This is a genomic window from Streptomyces sp. NPDC048483 (assembly GCF_040651455.1).
In the GTDB taxonomy this organism is placed as follows: domain Bacteria; phylum Actinomycetota; class Actinomycetes; order Streptomycetales; family Streptomycetaceae; genus Streptomyces.
This window is the reverse complement of the sequence record NZ_JBEZJZ010000092.1, coordinates 16,141-33,904: the sequence shown is the minus strand read 5'-3', so window position 1 is coordinate 33,904 and position 17,764 is coordinate 16,141. Positions and strand designations below refer to the sequence as shown.

At 70.2% G+C, this 17,764-nt stretch carries 5 protein-coding genes; 3 read left to right on the top strand and 2 right to left on the bottom strand.

Going from position 1 to position 17,764, the window contains the following annotated elements; all coding sequences use genetic code 11:
* Positions 1-183: 183 nt before the first annotated feature.
* Positions 184-2,037 (bottom strand): BTAD domain-containing putative transcriptional regulator, encoded by a 1,854-nt coding sequence (locus AB0D04_RS32745; RefSeq protein ID WP_362710799.1) that lies wholly within the window; start codon positions 2,035-2,037, stop codon positions 184-186.
* A gap of 169 nt (positions 2,038-2,206) precedes the next feature.
* Here AB0D04_RS32745 and AB0D04_RS32740 point away from each other — a divergent pair, with 169 nt between their 5' ends.
* From AB0D04_RS32740 to AB0D04_RS32730, 3 genes are all read left to right on the top strand, one after another.
* Positions 2,207-13,120: a type I polyketide synthase gene (locus AB0D04_RS32740; protein ID WP_362710796.1), complete on the top strand. Its 10,914-nt coding sequence runs from the start codon at positions 2,207-2,209 to the stop codon at positions 13,118-13,120.
* Entirely contained in the window at positions 13,117-15,501 is a 2,385-nt protein-coding gene (locus AB0D04_RS32735; RefSeq protein ID WP_362710793.1) for a type I polyketide synthase, read from the top strand. The genes AB0D04_RS32740 and AB0D04_RS32735 overlap by 4 nt, the downstream gene beginning before the upstream one ends.
* Before the next feature lie 599 nt (positions 15,502-16,100).
* The gene (locus AB0D04_RS32730; RefSeq protein WP_362710801.1) at positions 16,101-16,364 is read left to right on the top strand and encodes a tyrosine-type recombinase/integrase; all 264 of its coding nucleotides are present in this window, start codon (positions 16,101-16,103) and stop codon (positions 16,362-16,364) included.
* On the opposite strand, the gene AB0D04_RS32725 is transcribed toward AB0D04_RS32730, so the two are convergent.
* Positions 16,328-17,752 carry a peptidase C39 family protein gene (locus tag AB0D04_RS32725; protein WP_362710790.1) on the bottom strand — a complete coding sequence of 475 codons (1,425 nt, stop codon included), beginning with the start codon at positions 17,750-17,752 and terminating at the stop codon, positions 16,328-16,330. The two genes, AB0D04_RS32730 and AB0D04_RS32725, sit on opposite strands and share 37 nt — an antisense overlap.
* Between the last annotated feature and the right edge of the window lie 12 nt (positions 17,753-17,764).

Below are 17,764 nucleotides of genomic sequence, written 5' to 3'. Positions count from 1 at the left end.
CAGGGTCGGAAAGGCCGCGGGGTCTGGTGCGGTGCATCGCAAGGCGCCGGAGCGTCTCGATAGCGGAGCTATTGGGACGTTTCGGCAACGCCGCGTGGGGGTGCCCCCAGCGTTAGCTGGGGGAGTGCCGTGCCAGACCCCGCGGGCCCGACCCTGACCCATCGGACAGGCCCTAGCGGTGTCTCATGAGAGGTGAGGGGTACCGGAGTCGTGGATCCGAGACAGCTCAACGGCGTAGGCGCGCAGCACGGAGTGGAGGGAGTACCGCCCCGGAACGACTCCGGTCAGAAGATGAGCGCGGGCGAGCGCCTCCAGGGGCGCTTGCGCCTGGTCGTGACCGCAGGAAGCCAGAGCGGCGGCGGAGGAAGCCGTGATGTCCCCGCTCGGGTGCAGGCCGAGCAGCCGGAACATCCGCGCCGCCTCTTCGCCCAGCAGGCGATAGGACCAGGAGAACACCGTCCGGACATCTGCGAGCGCATCGCCCACGTCGAGGGCGGCCATCCGACCGTGAGGTTCGCGAAGCTCGGCGGCCAGTGACGCCAGAGAGGAGACCGGGCGCACGGCGGTGGCGCGGGACGCCGTGACGTTCAGTGCCAGCGGGAGCCGGGCGCAGAGCGCGATCAATTCCTCGACCGCCTCGTGTTCGGCTGCGACGCGCTCCGCCCCCAGCCGGAGTGTCAGCAGTTCACGTGACTCGGCCTCGCTGAGTAGGTCCAGCGGCAGAGAGCAGGCACCGTCCAAGGCGATCAGGCCCGGCAGTCGGTCTCTGCTGGTCACCAGCACCAGACAACCCGCCGTGCCGGGCAATAGGGGCCTGACCTGACCAGAGTCGCGGGCATTGTCGAGCACGACGAGCATGCGCCGTCCCGCGAGAAGGCTGCGGTAGAACCTGACCTGGTTCTCGAATTCCGCCGGAATGCGCTCCGGGTGAGCTCCGAGAGCATCGAGGAATCCGCGGATTGCCGCGGCGGGCTCCAGTGGAGTGCCGGTGGGCCCGAATCCCTGCAGATTCACATGAAGTTGGCCGTCCGGGAACAGCCGTGCGGCCTTGTGGGACCAGTGCACGGCCAGTGCTGTCTTCCCGACGCCCGCCGGACCGGTGATGGTGGAAATCACCACCGTGCGCTCCGTTTTCCCGGCCAGAGCGGTGATGGCTGTCTGTTCGGCCGTGCGTCCGACGAAGTGAGGCAGGTCCGCAGGCAGCTGCGCCGGCTTAGGCGTCGGGGGGACCGTTCTGGCTGATCGCGTCGGCCCCAAAGTGGGCGCTGCGGCGGGAGCGGCACACAGCAGCATGGGGTCGTTATCCAGGATGCGCTGATGCACCGTGCTCAGCGCCCGACCGGGTGCCACCCCCAGCTCCGACCTCAGTCGGCGACTGGTCGTGTAGAACGACTCGAGGGCTTCGGCCTGCCTGCCGGCGCCGTAGAGCGCCAACATCTTTAGCTCGCAGAGACGTTCGCGCAGCGGATGGGAGGCGACGAACGCGGAGAGCTCGGCGGCGGCCTGGTTGTAGGCTCCGAGCTCAAGCGTGCAGGCGAGTCGCTCTTCCTCAGTGACCAACTGCAGTTCGGTGAGTCGAATTCGCTGGGTGGCCGCGTAGGGGCCTGGGATGCCTGCCAGCGCGGTCCCCGTCCACAGGGCGAGGGCATCGGCATAGCGAGCCGTTGCGGACATCGCATCGCTGGCCCGGTGCGACTCGCGCGCCTGGGTGACGAGTTGCGTGAATCGGAAGAGGTCACTCGACTCGGGGCCGGATTCGAGGAGGTAGCCACCCCCGATCGACCTGATGCATTGCCTGCCGCGCGCTCCCAGTATCTTCCGGAGGCGGTAGATATAGGTACGTATCTGACGTGCCGACGAATGGGGGGCATCCGCGCCCCAGATATCGTCGACCAGCTCTTCGAGCGTCGCGCTGGCCCCTCCCCGTACGAGTAAGGCGGCCAGAACGGCGCGTTGTTGGGGATATCCCAGGTCCAGTTCGACTCCGTCGCTCCAGGCACGGACCGCACCCAGGACGGTGAACGTGATGTCCGTCATGGGCGGATTTCCAGGGACGGAAGTGCGACCGGGAACGAGGCTCGCGGCAATTTCATGACGTAACGACACTTGGTCAACCCCCGTTGACTGGCCGAGTATCAATCTTCTATTTATGCCGTGCATGGTACCCCGCGAGAAGGATCAACCCTCTAGGGCATGGGATACGCAAATGACCGAGTTCGACGGCCCTGATGTCACGACCGGCCCGGTCGACCGGCCGGAGGGTGAGGTGGCGTCGGGGGCGGGACTCGCTCTGCAGCTGTCGAAACTACCGGAGCATGAGCAGAACGAAGTGCTCCTCGCTTTGGTCGTGGAACACACACGGGCGGCGCTGCAAGCGACGGATGCGGATGCCCTGCCACGGATCCAAGCAGACACGACGCTCCGAGAGCTGGGGCTGGGTTCCTTGGCTTTAGTCGCCTTGAGGGACCGTCTGAACCGGGCGACCGGGATGCATCTGCCGCCCACGATCGCCTTCGACCATCCGACTCCCCGGTCGCTGGCCGACCACTTGCGCAGGGAACTCGGACTGGCGGACCCGCCGTCCGCTCCCCCCGCGCAGCCGGTCCCGCACGACGAGCCCGTTGCGATCGTCGGAATCGGCTGCCGCTTCCCCGGGGATGTGCACTCGCCCGAGGACCTCTGGAGGCTGGTGTCGGAGGGCAGGGAAGCCCTCTCGGAGCTTCCTGCCGACCGTGGATGGGACTTGGCGCGCGTCTTCGCGCAGGATCACGCCGCCCCGGGGGTTGGTGGTGTCGCACGGGGCGGATTCCTGGATACGGCCACCGAGTTCGACGCCGACTTCTTCGGTATCGGTCCCCGCGAGGCAGCCGCAATGGACCCGCAGCAGCGACTGTTGCTGGAAGTGTCGTGGGAGGCGATCGAGCGTGCGGGAATCGACCCCGCGGGCTTGCGTGGCAGTCGGACCGGTGTGTTCGTCGGCGTCGAGAACCACGAGTACGGCGTGCGTGTGCACGAGGCCCCAGACGATCTGCAGGGCTACCTGATGACTGCCAACGCAGGCAGCGTTGCCTCCGGCAGAGTGGCGTACAGCCTGGGGCTGGAAGGGCCGGCAATCACCGTCGACACGGCATGCTCCTCCTCACTGGTCGCGGTACACCTGGCGGCGCAGTCGTTGCTCCGGGGCGAGTGTTCGCTCGCGCTGGCAGGAGGCGCCGCAGTCATGGGCGGCCCGGGTGTCCTCACCGCGTTCTCTCGGCAGCGGGCCCTCGCACCGGACGGACGGTGCAAGTCGTTCGCAGCGGGGGCGGACGGAACCGGTTTCGCAGAAGGCGCGGGGTTGTTGGTGCTGGAGCGGCTCTCCGACGCCCGGAGTCTGGGGCACACCGTTCTCGCGGTGGTCCGGGGCTCCGCGGTCAACCAGGACGGTGCCAGTAACGGCCCAACGGCGCCCAGCGGCACGGCGCAGCAGCGGTTGATCCACGATGCGCTTGCTTCGGCGGGGCTGACGTCCGAGGACGTGGACGTGGTGGAGGCACACGGGACGGGCACCACGCTGGGAGACCCGATCGAGGCGCAGGCGCTGCTGGCGAGCTACGGCCAGGAACGTCCCGAGGAGCGTCCTCTGTGGCTGGGATCCGTGAAGTCGAACATCGGGCACACGCAGGCCGCTGCCGGTGTCGCCGGTGTCGTCAAGATGGTCGGGGCGATACAGCACGGAGTCCTGCCCAAGACACTGCACGTGGACGAGCCGACGCCGCACGCGGACTGGTCAATGGGCCACGTCCGGCTGCTCACCGAGTCGGTGGACTGGCCGGACGGTGATCGGCCGCGCCGGGCCGGCATCTCCTCGTTCGGTGTCAGCGGCACCAATGCGCACGTGATCATCGAACAGGCCCCGGCGGTAGACCCGGGCGAACCGTCGGCTGCAGCGACGCCCGGGCGCCTCCCCATAGCGTGGGCACTGTCCGCAAAGAGCGCGCAGGCCCTGCGCGCTCAGGGAGCCCGGCTGCGGGCCCACCTGGACGCGACGCCCGACGGACGCTTGCACGCGGTGGGCCGGGGGCTCGCCGGTTCGCGCGCGCTGCTGGAGCACCGTGCGGTGGTGTGGGGCTCCGGGCGCGACGATCTCGCCCGGGGGCTGGAAGCGTTGTCCGGGGGCCGGGAGAGCCCCGGACTGGTGAGCGGTCGCTCCGCCGAGGGCCGGGTGGCCTTCCTCTTCCCCGGCCAGGGTGCGCAGGCCCTGGGAATGGGACAAGAACTCCGCCGCCTTTACCCGGTGTTCACGCAGGCGTTGGACGACGCCGCGGGCTACCTCAACCTTCAGCTCGACAGGCCCCTCTACGACGTGCTGTTCGCCGTCGACGGCTCACCGAAGTCCGGGCTTGTGGAGCAGACGCAGTACGCCCAGGCCGCGCTGTTCGCGGTGGAGGTCGCGCTGTACCGGCTGTTGGAGTCCTGGGGCATCCAACCGGACTTTCTGGCCGGACATTCGGTGGGGGAACTTGCGGCCGCGCACGTGGCCGGGGTGCTCTCGCTGCAGGACGCGGCGCTCCTGGTGGGTGCTCGGGGCCGCCTGATGCAGGCGTTGCCGCTCGGCGGGGCGATGGTCGCCGTCCAGGCGGCCGAGGACGAGGTGCGGCCGTTGCTGGGTCCGACGGTCGACGTGGCCGCCGTCAACGCTCCCGACTCCGTCGTGGTCTCCGGAGACGAGGGCGCGGTCCTGCGCATCGCCGCGCACTTCTCGGAGCGGGGACGCCGAGTCAAGCGCTTGCGGGTGTCACACGCGTTCCACTCACCGCTGATGGAACCGATGCTGGGCGAGTTCCGGCAGGTCGCGCGCACGCTGGCCTATTCCGCTCCCCGTGTTCCGATCGTCTCGGGTCTGAGCGGCACTCTTCTGGCCGACGAGGCTACCGACCCGGAGTACTGGGTGCGCCATGCGCGGGAGGCAGTACGGTTCCACGACGTCCTTCAGTACCTGAAACGGCACAGCGTCGGCGTCTTCGTCGAGGCGGGGCCGGACGCGGTGCTCTCCGCGGTGGGACGGGATGCGACGGGCCAAGGGGCCCTTCTCGTACCGGCGTTGCGGGCCGGCCGCGCTGAGGCCGACGCGGTGCTCTCCGCGGCGGCCCGGCTGCATGTCGCGGGCGTGCCCGTGGACTGGCAGCGGATCCTTCCCGGGAGGAGTGCCGCCCCCGCGGAACTTCCCACCTATCCGTTCCAGCGGCGACGTCACTGGCTCACAGCCCCGGACCGAAGCGGCGATCCCGCCTCGCTGGGCCTGGATTCGGTGGAGCATCCGCTGTTGGGCGCGGCCACGGAGTCCCCGGAGTCGGGCGGTGTGGTGCTCACCGGACGGATCTCCCCAAGGGAGCACCCCTGGCTGGCCGACCGCCAGGTGGGCGGCCGCGCGGTCCTCGCGCCGAGCGCGTTGGTGGAGCTCGCATGGCGGGCCGGTGACGAGGTGGGCTGCGGCCGGCTCGAGGACTTCGCCCTGGAGGGTCCGCCGGTGCCGTTGGAGCGCGACGCGGTGAGGCTCCGCGTCGTCGTCGGTGCGGCACAGGGTGGCGAACGGACGGTGACGGTCTACTCCAAGGCCGAGGGCACCGGCTCCGGCTGGGCGCGCCGGGCGAGCGGGGTGCTGACGGAGGAGCTGGGCACGGCACCGTTCGACCTCGTGCAGTGGCCGCCGGCGGGTGCCGTTCCGGTGGACATCGACGACCTCTACGCGGGGCTGGCTCGGCGGGGCCGCGACGTCGGCCCGCTCTTCGCCGGGGTGCAAGCGGCCTGGTGGCGCGGCGAGGAGGTGTTCGCGGAGGTGGCGCTCCCGGAAGAGTACGCCGGTCGCGCACACGGCTTTCTGCTGCACCCGGCGTTGCTGGAGGCCGCCACCCACCCGTGGTCGGCGGCGCGGCCCGGGACGGACGGGATCGAGGTGCCCTCGTTGTGGTCCGGCGTGACCCTGTACGCAACGGGGGCCGACGCACTCAGGGTGCACCTGGTGCCGCGCGGCACGAACGCCGTCGGCCTGCGACTGGCCGATCCGAGTGGGCGGCCGGTCGCGGCGGTGGACTCCCTGCGCATGGAACTGCTTGCGCCCGAGCGCCCCGCCGCCGCGTCCGGTGCGGAGTCGCAGGCGGCGCTCCTGTGCCTGCGCTGGGAGAACCGGCCATTGGCGGATCAGGCGCATCCCGCGCCGGACGAGGGCGGTGTCGTCGTGGTGGGGGACCACGCGGAGGCGAACGGCGTCGACCTGCCGGCCTTCCGCGACGTCAAGGCCCTGTCCGAGGCCGTGGCCCGTGGCGGCGTCGAGGTCCCCCGCGTGGTCGTCATGCGGTGTGCGGGCTCCGCCGACGAAGGGGACGTGCCCCACGGTGTCCGGACCCTGGCCGCCGAGGTGTTGGAGGCGGTGCAGACCTGGCTCGCGGAGGAACGGTTCGCTTCCTCGTGCCTCGCCGTCGTCACCCGTCGCGCGGTTGCCGCCTCCGGCCGGGAGGACGTGAATCTGCGCCACGCCCCGGTCTGGGGCCTGGTCCGCGCGGCGGAGGCGGAGAACCCCGGCAGGTTCGTCCTGATCGACGTCGACGATGCCCACGTGGACGACGACCGGCTGGCGGCCGCCGCCCGTTCGGGCGAGGCCGAGGTGGCGCTGCGCTCCGGGCGGGCGCTCGTCCCGCGTCTGGCGCGAATACCGGAGGTGCCCGAGGCAGGCCGGGCCGCCTCCTGGCGGCGTGGTGGGACGGTCCTCGTGACCGGTGGTACCGGTGGGCTGGGCGCACTGGTGGCGCGTCACCTCGTGACCGTGCACGGCGTGCGTGGTCTCGTGCTGGCCAGCCGCCGCGGACCGGACGCGCCCGGCGCGCAAGAACTGCGCGCGGAGCTGACACGGCTGGGCGCCGAGGTCACGGTGGCCGCGTGCGACGCGGCGGACCGCGACGCACTGGCACTTCTGCTGCGGCGGATCCCCGCGCACCGGCCGCTGACCGCCGTGGTGCATGCGTCCGGGGTCACCGACAACGCCTTGGTCGGGGGGCTGACCCCGCGGCGGATGGACGCGGTGCTGAGGTCCAAGGCGGATGCCGCCTGGCATCTGCACGAGCTGACGAAGGACCTGTGCCTCGACGCGTTCGTCATGTTCTCCTCCGCGGGCGGACTGGTCATGGCCGCGGGACAGGGCAACTACGCCGCGGCCAATGTGTTCCTCGACGCCCTGGCCGGCCATCGTCGTGCCCAGGGCCTGCCGGCACAGTCCCTGGCCTGGGGTCTGTGGGACGTCGAGACGGGGCTGGGCGCGCGGCTTACCGACAGGGACCTGCGCCGGACGCGGCGGTGGGGCCTGCCGGCACTGGCCGTGCCGGACGCATTGGCCCTGCTGGACGCGGCCCTCGCCCTCGACGCCGGTACGGACTCGAGGTCCTGGCCGGATTCCCCCGGACGCGCCGTACTCGTGCCGATCGGGCTGGATCGGTCCACGCTCCGGTCCGGTCACGAGCACGTACCCGCGCCGCTGCTCCGTCTCGCACGGCGTACGGCACTCCGCGCGCCCACCGAAGCGCAGGGCGCGGACACCCTGCTCCGCCTGCTGGACGGCCGGCCCCGCAACGAGTGGGAAGCCCGCGTGCTGGACCTGGTGCGCACCCATGCCGCGCAGGTGCTCGGTCATGACGGACCTCACGACGTCCCGGCGGACCGGCCGTTCCGGGACCTCGGGTTCGACTCGCTCGGCGCGGTCGAGCTGAGCAACCGTCTGGGGCTGCTCACGGGACGTCAGCTACCCGCCGGCCTGGTGTTCGACCATCCCACGGCGCTGGCGGTAGCCAGGCATCTCCTGGAGGCCGTCGACGACAGGGCCGCGCGGACGCGGGGTTCGGCCGCGCCGGGCGGGGAGGTCCGGCCTTCCGCCACCCCCGCCGTGGCGCACGAGCCGATCGCGATCGTCGGGATGGGCTGCCGCTTTCCCGGGGGAGTCGGTTCCCCGAAAGAACTGTGGGACCTGGTGGCCGCCGGTGGCGACGCCATCACCGGGTTTCCCACCGATCGCGGCTGGAACCTCGACGAACTACTGGACTCCGAGTCCGCCAAGCCGGGAAGTACATACGTCCGAGGAGGGGGGTTCTTGCATGACGCAGGGGCATTCGACCCGGCGTTCTTCGGCATCTCCCGGCGCGAGGCCGTCGCGATGGACCCCCAACAGCGCCTCCTTCTGGAATGCGCGTGGGAGGCGTTGGAACGGTCCGGAATCAATCCCGCCGCGCTGCACGGCAGTCAGACCGCGGTCTTCGCCGGTGTGGCCGACATGGGCTACTACTCATGGCCGCACCACGATCTGACCGAGTACAACGGCTATCTGGGCACTGGCAATACCGCGGCGGTCGCATCTGGCAGGGTCGCCTACACCCTCGGTCTGGAGGGTCCGGCGATCACCGTGGACGCAGCCTGCGCATCCTCGCTCGTCACGCTGCACCTCGCCGTCCAGTCCCTGCGCCGGGGAGAGTGCACGCTGGCGCTGGCCGGCGGCGCCACTGTCATGGCGACGCCCAGTTCGTTCGTCGAGTTCGGAGCGCTGCGGGTGCTGGCCGCAGACGGACGCAGCAAGGCGTTCGGTGCCGGCGCGGACGGTGCCGGCTGGGGCGAGGGCGTCGGAGTGCTGGTGCTGGAACGTCTTTCGGACGCCCGTCGCAACGGTCACCCCGTACTGGCCGTCGTCCGCGGTTCGGCGGTGAACCAGGATGGTGCGTCCAACGGCCTCACCGCGCCGAATGGCACCGCCCAGCAACGCGTCATCCGCCAGGCGCTCGCCGACGCCGGACTCGAACCGGCGGACATCGACGTGGTCGAGGGGCACGGCACCGGAACCGCGCTCGGCGACCCGATCGAAGCGGAGGCACTTATCGCCGCCTACGGACGACAGCGCCCCAGCGGACGACCGCTGCTGCTCGGCTCGATCAAGTCCAACATCGGGCACAGCCAACTGGCCGCCGGAGTCGCGGGAGTCATCAAGATGGTGATGGCGATGCGCCACGGGACAGCGCCGCGTACACTCCACGCCGACGAGCCCTCGCCGCTGGTGGACTGGTCTGCCGACACGGTCCATGTGCTCGGTGACCACCAGCCGTGGCCCCGAACGGGACGCCTTCCACGTTCGGCCGTCTCCTCCTTCGGCATCAGCGGGACCAACGCGCACGTCATCCTTGAAGGCGTCGCGCCGACAGCCGGTCCCGCCCGTGAATCCGGCGGCACGGCTGTCGTTCCCTGGACGCTGTCCGCCGTCGACACCCCGGCGCTGGCTGTACAGGCGGCCCGCCTGCGTCGTCACCCCAGCGCTTTGGAGGCCGATCCCGTCGATGTGGGGTGGTCCCTGGCGACGGCAAAGGCCCCGCTGGCCGAGCGCACCGTTGTTCTGGGGAGCGACCGACAGGCCCTGCTGGACGGGTTGGCCGCCGTGGAGGCGGGTGTACCGCACGCCCAGGTGGTGCGCGGCACTGTTTCCGGCAGTGACCACCGTGTGGTGTTCGTCTTTCCGGGGCAGGGCACGCAGTGGCTCGGGATGGCAGCCGAACTCATGGACGCATCCTCGGTCTTCGCCGACTCGATGGCGGCGTGCGCCACAGAACTGTCCGACTTCGTCGAGTGGTCCATGCTCGATGTCGCGCGGCAGGTCCCCGGAGCCGCCTCGCTGGATCGCATCGACGTCCTGCAGCCCGTGCTGTTTTCGGTCAATGTCTCCCTGGCTGCCCTGTGGCGCTCCCTCGGTGTGGAACCCTCCGCCGTCGTGGGCCACTCACAGGGCGAGATCGCGGCGGCCCATGTGGCCGGAGGCCTCTCGCTCCGCGACGCCGTGCGTGTGGTGGCGCTGCGCAGCAAGGCGCTCGTGGCTCTCTCCGGCAAGGGCGCGATGCTGTCCGTGCTTGCTCCGGCCGCACGGATCGAGGAGCGGATCGAACGATGGGGGGATGCCCTGTCGGTCGCGGCGATCAACGGCCCCGCCGCCACCATCGTCTCAGGTGAGTCGGTGGCGATCGACGAACTGGAAACGGAGCTGGCCGCCGAAGGGCTGCGGGCGAGCCGCATCCGCGGGGGAAACGCGGCCGGGCACAGCGCGCAGGTCGAGACGTTGCGCGAGGAACTCCTCGCCGCCCTGGCACCGGTCACGCCCCAGACGTCGGACATCCCCTTCTACTCGACCGTGAGCGGCCGACTCGTGGACACCGCGGAACTCGACGCCGTCTACTGGTACCGGAACATGCGTGAGCCCGTGCGGTTCCACGCGGCAGTCGACGCTCTCGCGGCTCAGGGCTACAGGGTCTTCGTCGAGGTCGGACCACACCCGGTGCTGACAGGTGGCCTCGAGGACACCCTGGCGGAGCGAGTTCCCGCACCGGTGGTCACGGGGACGCTGCGCCGAGGACAGGGCGACCTCCAGCAGTTCCTGTCCGCGGCAGCGGCGCTGTATGTCTCCGGCGTACCCGTCGACTGGTCTCCCCATCTCCCCGACGCGCGCAGGGTGGACCTGCCGCCATACGCCTTCACGCACCAACACCTCTGGATGACCCGGCCGAAGGCAGGCGCGCGGAGCGCCGACACCGGTCACCCCCTGCTCGACACCGTGGTGCACCTGCCCGATGACGGACTGGTGCTGAGCGCGTCACTGTCCGCGAACGACCACCCGTGGCTGGTGTCCCAGCGCGTGCGCGGCGATGCGGTGCTGTCCAACGGTGTCCTCCTGGAACTGGCGCTCCATGCCGGCCTTCGCGTCGGCTGCGGCCTGGTCGACCAGCTGGACGTGGAATCCGTGGCCGTGCTCCTCGAACACAGCGGTCTGCGCCTGCAGATCACCGTCGGTTCCCCCGACGACACCGGGCGGCGAAGCCTTGCGGTGCACTCCAGACCGGACAGCGGTACGGACCATGCCTGGGTGCGCCACGCCACGGGCGTCCTGGCCCCCGAGCCGGTCGTTCATCGCCCGGACAGTCCGGACTCATGGTTGCCGCCGCACGCCACGGAGATCGATGTCGAGGCCCTCCATGTTTCGGATGGGGCTCCGCGTTGCGTACAACGCGTGTGGCTTGCCGGGGACGAGGTCTTCGCAGAGCTGACGCTGCCTCACGACCTGCACGCGTCCGGGTTCGCCGTCCACCCGGTGCTGCTGGACACCATGGTGGCTCCGCACCTGCCCGAGGTCCCCGACCGGTGGCGGGCCGTGCGTCTGCACGCCGTCAACGCCACCCGCGTACGCGTACACCTCGCCACCGCGGAGGACGGCACCGTGACCGTACGTGCCACCGACCACACGGGGGCTCCGGTGCTGACGGCGACATCAGCGCTGCGGACAGTGGAGTCGGAATGGCTACAAGCCGCCCGTGCCGGACATTTGGACGCACTGTTCCAGGTCGACTGGACCCCAGTGCCGGTGAACCGGGTGCCGACAGCCGGGTGGACCGTACTCGACCCGTTCCAGACAGGACGCTTTCCCGATCTGCCGCGCCGCCCCGACCTGGCCGCTCTCCTGTCGACGCCGGAGCTGCCGCAGGTGGTGGTCCTGCCGCTGCCCGCGGTCGACGGCTCCCCGGACGTCCCCGACACGGTGCACACCCGGATCAAGGCCGTGTTGCATCTGCTCAACGCCTGGCTGGCCGAGGACCGGCTGAGCTCCGCGCGCCTGGTGTGCGTCACGCAAGGGCCCGGCCTCGGGGCCGGCGCCTACTGGGGCCTGGTACGGTCCGCGCAACTGGAGCACACGGACCGGCTGGTGCTCGCCGATGTCGAGGACGCCAGCGGACTCGACCTCGCAGCCGGCGCCCTGGCCGCCGGGCACGGTCAGTTCAGGGTGCGTGGGGGCACGGTGCAGATGCCACGACTGCTCCGCACCGCGGCCGCCGAGGGCGAACCGGTGACCTGGAGCGAGCCCGGCACCGTATTGATCACCGGTGGAACCGGCGGTCTCGGCTCACTGCTGGCCCGTCATCTGGTGACCGAACACGGGGCCCACAGCCTGATGTTGGTGAGCCGTCAGGGTCCTGACGCACCTGGCGCGGCCGAACTCCAAGCCGAGCTGCAGGCCTCGGGTGCGCGTGTGTCGGTGCACTCGTGCGATGTGACGGACCCCGTCGCCCTCAGCGATCTGCTGGCCGCCGTGCCGACGGACGCACCGCTTCGAGCCGTTGTGCACACCGCGGGCGTACTCAGCGACGGCGTCCTGTCGACGTTGACGTCCGACCAGGTCGATGCCGTCCTGCGGCCGAAGGTCGCAGGAGCCTGGAACCTGCACACTCTCACCGCACACCTGGACCTGGCCGCGTTCGTTCTCTACTCCAGCGCCGGCGCGGTCTTCGGAGGCGCTGGACAGAGCAACTACGCCGCGGCCAATGGCTTCCTGGACGACCTGGCGCAGCACCGGCACAGCCTTGGGCTGCCGGCCCTCGCACTCGACTGGGGGCTCTGGGAACACGAAAGCGGAATGGGCAGCCATCTCGAGGACAACGACTTCCGCCGTATCGCTGGCCAGGGCATCGGGGCGCTGACCGACGCCGAGGGCATGGCGCTCTTCGATGCGGCAGTGGTCGGCGGCCGTCCGGTGCTCGCCCCTGTCTCGCTCAACTGGCCGGCTCTGCACGACGCGTGCAACAACGTGCCGGTTCTTCTGCAGCACCTGGTACGCGACACCGCCCGCCGGGTTGCCGACCAGCCTGCCGAGCGGCAGCAGGACGACTCCGAAGAGCTGCTGACCCGCCTCGGCGGCCTTCCTCTCGCCGAGCAGGAGGAGGTGCTGATCGAGTTGGTGATGTCACAGGTCGCCCTGATCCGCGGCGGAGAACTGACGGACCCACGCCGACCGTTCCGGGACGCCGGATTCGACTCCCTCGCCTCACTCGACCTGCGCAACCGGTTGCGGGCGGAGACCGGGCTGGCCCTGCCTGCCTCACTGGTGTTCGACCACCCCGCCCCCAACGATGTCGCCGTCTACCTCCGAGACCGTCTCCTGCCCCGGCAAGAGGGAACGCCGGCAACCGCCGCCCCCGCGGCCGATCGGCCGGCCGCCGTCGACACTGACGCACTGGACCACATGGACGGCGAGGACTTGCTGCGGCTGTTCCGTTCTCAGAGCGAGGAGCATGAATGAGCAAGACCGAAGAGTTCGTCGAAGCCCTGCGCGCCTCGATGAAGGAGAACGAACGTCTGCGCCAGGAGAACCGTCGACTGACCGAGGCCGCGACCGAACCGATCGCCGTCATTGGCATGGCCTGCAGATTCTGCGGTGGTATCGACAGCCCGGAACAGCTCTGGCGGCTCCTCGATCGAGGCGACTCGGTACGGGTTTCCTATCCGGAGGACAGGGGCGCACGAACCGACGAGTGGTACGCCCCGGACCCCGCAGCCACCGGGCGCAGCTATGCCCGCTACGGCGGTTTCCTGTCCGACGTCGGTGACTTCGACGCAGAGTTCTTCGGTCTGTCCCACGTCGAGGCCACGGCCATGGACCCGCACCAACGGCTGCTGCTGGAGGTGTCCTGGGAGGCGATCGAACGGGCGGGAATCGGCCCGCACTCGCTGCGCCACAGCGACACGGGAGTATTCGTCGGAGCCACACACGCGCCGTATCCGCTCGTGCCCTCGCCTGAGCCGGATGACTTTGGGCTCACGTCCAACAACGGCAGCGTGCTGTCCGGAAGGATCGCGTACCAACTCGGCCTGACGGGGCCGGCCCTGACGGTGGACACTGCTTGCTCCTCCTCCCTGGTGGCCCTGCATCTGGCCGTCCGCTCCCTGCGCTCGGGCGAGTGCACGTTGGCGCTGGCGGGCGGCGTATGCGTGATGACCGACCCGCGTGCCCTCGTCGAGCTGGCCCATCTGCACACGCTGTCGGCCGACGGCCGGTGCAAATCGTTCGCCGCCGGAGCCGACGGCACGGGCTTCGCGGAGGGCGCGTCCATGCTTCTGATGGAACGGTTGTCGGACGCGCGACGCCATGGCCACCGGGTTCTGGCAGTGGTCCGTGGTAGCGCGGTCAACCACGACGGGCCCTCCAACGGTCTGATGGCGCCCAACGGCCCCGCACAACAACGGCTCATCCGCCGAGCCCTGGACGATGCCCGGCTGTCCGCGGCGGAGGTCGACGTCGTGGAGGCCCACGGAACCGGGACCATCCTTGGTGACTCCATCGAAGCCAATGCCCTGCTGGCGACGTACGGCCGGTCACGGACTGGTGATCAGCCATTGTGGCTGGGGGCCCTGAAGGCCAACATCGGTCATACCCAGGCTGCGTCGGGGGTGGCCGGCGTGATCAAGACGGTGCTTGCCATGCGGCACGGCGTTCTCCCGGCCACCCCTCGCATCGACGCACCGACCCCCGAGGTCGACTGGTCGTCGGGCGGCATAGCGTTGCTCACCGCCCGACGGCCCTGGCAGGCACCGGGCCGTCCCCGACGGGCCGCGGTGTCCGCGTTCGGCGTCGGCGGTACGAACGCCCACGTGATCCTGGAGGAGGCCGCCCCCGTCCCGGACCGCCCGAGTGAGCCTTTGCGTCCGTTGCCGGTCACCGCCTGGGTGCTCTCCGCTCACAGCAGTCCGGCACTGGCTGAACAGGCCGGGCGACTACGGGCGTTCGCCGAGGAACGCGCCGGGACGAGCGTCCTCGACATCGCGTGGTCCCTGGCCACGACCCGGTCCGTGATGGATCACCGGGCCGTGGTGTGGGGGACGGACCGGACCGAGCTGCTGGCCGGACTGCGCGCCCTGGAGGGGGGCCGCACAGCCGCGAACGTCGTGACCGGCGCACGGCTGCGTGGCAAGCCGGCAATCGTGTTCGGCAGCTGCCCGTGGCCGGCCAACAGCGCCGCCGAACTCGCCGAGGCCTTCCCCGCGATCTCGGAACCACTGTCCCTGGCACACGATCGGAATCCCTCGGCGCCGGAATACACGTTCGCGGTCGAACTCGGCGTGCACCGCCTGCTCGAAGCGCTGGCGGTGAGGCCCAGCGCCGTCGCCGGATGGAGCCGCGGCCGAATCCTGGCTGCGCACGTCTCCGGCGCGCTGCCGTTGCCGGATTCCCTGCGGCTCCTAGCGGCCGGGGATCCTCGAAGCCTCGACTTCACCGAACCCCGGATTCCACTCGTGTGCGACCGGAGCGGCGCCAGGCTCACCCGGACCGGCCTCACTGCCCCCGGCCACTGGGCAGACGTGGCTGCCGACACGGAATCTCTCGCGCGGGGCCTGGGATCCGCAGGCGCGTCCCTGGTGATCGATCTGGCTGGCGCGTTGCCGACCGACCCCGTGAGGGAGGGTCTCACCGTGGTCCGGACGGCTGGTTCGGTGACCGCCGTAGCCGCGGTCACCGAGATCCTCGCGTCGCTGTTCGTCGGCGGGTGCGCACCGGACTGGACCACGTACTACGTCGGCCGAGGAGCACGGACCGTGGAACTGCCGACCTACGCCTTTCAACGCCGGCGCTACTGGGCTGGATATCCCGAGTCGAACCAAACGAACGACACGAGCCTTGGATGAACGAGTTGACCGAAGCCGTGCTGTCCTGGGCGTCGTCTGCCGACCTTGCCCCGGGTGCCGGCCTGCTTCCCTGCCGTCCACCTACGCGTCGAGGGCGAGGGAATCTTCCGAGACGGAGCGGTCCAGGACGTACGCCGCACCCGGCACCTTGGTGAGATCCCGATGTCGGATCCTGCACCCGACGAGGCGCTGATCGCGGTGATGGCCGGTTCCGTCAATCTCTTGGCTTCGCTCGTCGCTGAGGGCGTGCAGGGCGATCTCAGCGTCGCGCGTGTGCCGTCGGCCTTGAGGGCCTTGACCAAAGCAGACCCGCTTGGAGCCAGCAGTATGACTCATGGCCTGTTACGGATTGCGCATCGGCGAGTCGCTGGGTGTTTTCCCGGAGGACATCCTCGATGGCACCTTGCGTTGCCGACGGCAAGTTGTACGTTTCAGGAATTCGTCGGGCAAGTACATCGCCCTCCATGCGCCCCTGAAGCATCGGAAAGAGGGCGCGTGGCGTGACATACCTGCACCCGTCACCCTGGCGCCGCTCATTGAACGACTCCCCGTACGGAATCAAGCCGGGGGAATGACTACCCGGACCTCTTTCGTAAGTCCTGGGATCGCGCCCTCAAACGCCTCGGGTTCCGGACTACAACCCGCACGACCTGCGGCACAAATGGGCCACCGTGACCCTGAGCAACGGTGTGCCCATCCACGAGGTGTCGCGGTGGATGGGCCACAGCTCCATCAAGATCACGGTGGACCGGTACGGCCACCTCACCCTGGACGGCAGTGAGCACTGCCGTCAGGTCGTCCGAGGCCACCTTCGGAGTGCACATGCTCAGCGGATTCCCAGCTCCCGCAGAACACGGTGCTGAGTTGGTGCCGGCTCAGCCGGGAAGTAGAGGTAGCAGACGCCTCCGGAACCGCTCTTGACCTGGCCGTTTGCATCGTGACGCTTGGTCCGCAGCCAGATGTTCTCGAACTGGCGGCGCTTGTAGACCCGCCGTACGGCGGGGTCGTCGGGCGAGGCCGGGTCGTTGGCGATGACATCGCCGGACTCGGTGAAACCGATGACGGTCATCAGGTGGCCGGCGGTGCCGTACCCCGCGCCGTCCAGCTCGGTCTTCAGGAAGGACTGGGACGTGATGACCGGGATGCCCGCGTGGACGAGGCGTTCCACGTCTGTGAGGGAGGCGAGGCGGGTGACGACCGCCTGGAGGTCTTTGTACGTGGCGGCGTAGGCGGCGTTGAAGGGCCAGTTGCCGCAGCCGTCGTACTGGTAGTCAAAGGTGTAGCGGGCGGCATGGCAGACCTGGGGGTCGGCGTAGTCGGGGTTGACCCAGGCCAGGTCCTCGGGGGTGGGACGGCGGCCCCAGGACTCGATGATCATCTGGGAGGAGGTGGGGCTGCACCATGCCTCTCCCCCGTTGTCGTACTGGGGGTACTGCCCCTTGTGGATCTCCTGCGAGTAGCGCGGCACGGCCAGCTCGCGGCCGACCACGCCGGGCTTGGAGGCCGGCACCTCGAAGCGGTCGGGGACGTCCGAGCCCATGGCGCCCAGCCGCCACACGGTCGGCGTCAGCCGGCTGCCCGGCTTGCGGTGGAGCGTCACGCGCAGCTCGTACGAGACCAGCCGCAGCCCGCTCGCGGGGGCGTCGATGGCGAAGGTGTCCGTGGAGATGCTGCTCTTGCCGTCCTTCTGGTCGTCGACCGAGGTGCGCCGGATGCCGGCGTCGCCGTCGCCCGACGTCCAACGTCCCATGACGTACCAGGGGGTGCGGCCGCCCTCGCTGTAGGTGCCGCGCAGTTCGACGGTGATCCAGGTGCCCGCCGGGGTGTGGGCATTCCAGGAGGCGACGACCTCGGTGGCCGGGACCTCGAGGGTGTGCACCGGGGCGGTCCAGGTGGCGTATTCCCAGGTCGCGGTCTTGTCGGTGTGCGGGTCGTGGTACTCGACGGTCCCGATGGGACGCGTGATGCGGATGCCGGGGCGGGCGCCGGAGACGGCGCCGGTGCCGCGGTGCTTGCCCGCGCGCCAGTCGGCCGTGGTGGTCCAGGCGTGATAGTCCACGAGGCTCTTCGATCTGCGGGGTGCTGCGCTCGGGGTGGTGGGCCGTGCGGAGGTCTTACGGGGGCCCTCGGCGGCATTCGCCACGGGGCCGGCGTTCGCCAAGGGTGTGGCGTTCGCCGACGGGGTGGCTGCGCCCGCCGCGGCGGCGAGGGCGGCGGCCAGGACGGTACGCCGGGGCGTGGAGCTGGTCATTTGGGGTCCCCC

Bases quoted from the DNA above. Each gene is read 5' to 3' on its own strand.
- AB0D04_RS32725 (WP_362710790.1), bottom strand. From the start codon at position 17,752: ATGACCAGCTCCACGCCCCGGCGTACCGTCCTGGCCGCCGCCCTCGCC.
- AB0D04_RS32735 (WP_362710793.1), top strand. From the start codon at position 13,117: ATGAGCAAGACCGAAGAGTTCGTCGAAGCCCTGCGCGCCTCGATGAAG.
- AB0D04_RS32745 (WP_362710799.1), bottom strand. From the start codon at position 2,037: ATGACGGACATCACGTTCACCGTCCTGGGTGCGGTCCGTGCCTGGAGC.
- AB0D04_RS32740 (WP_362710796.1), top strand. From the start codon at position 2,207: ATGACCGAGTTCGACGGCCCTGATGTCACGACCGGCCCGGTCGACCGG.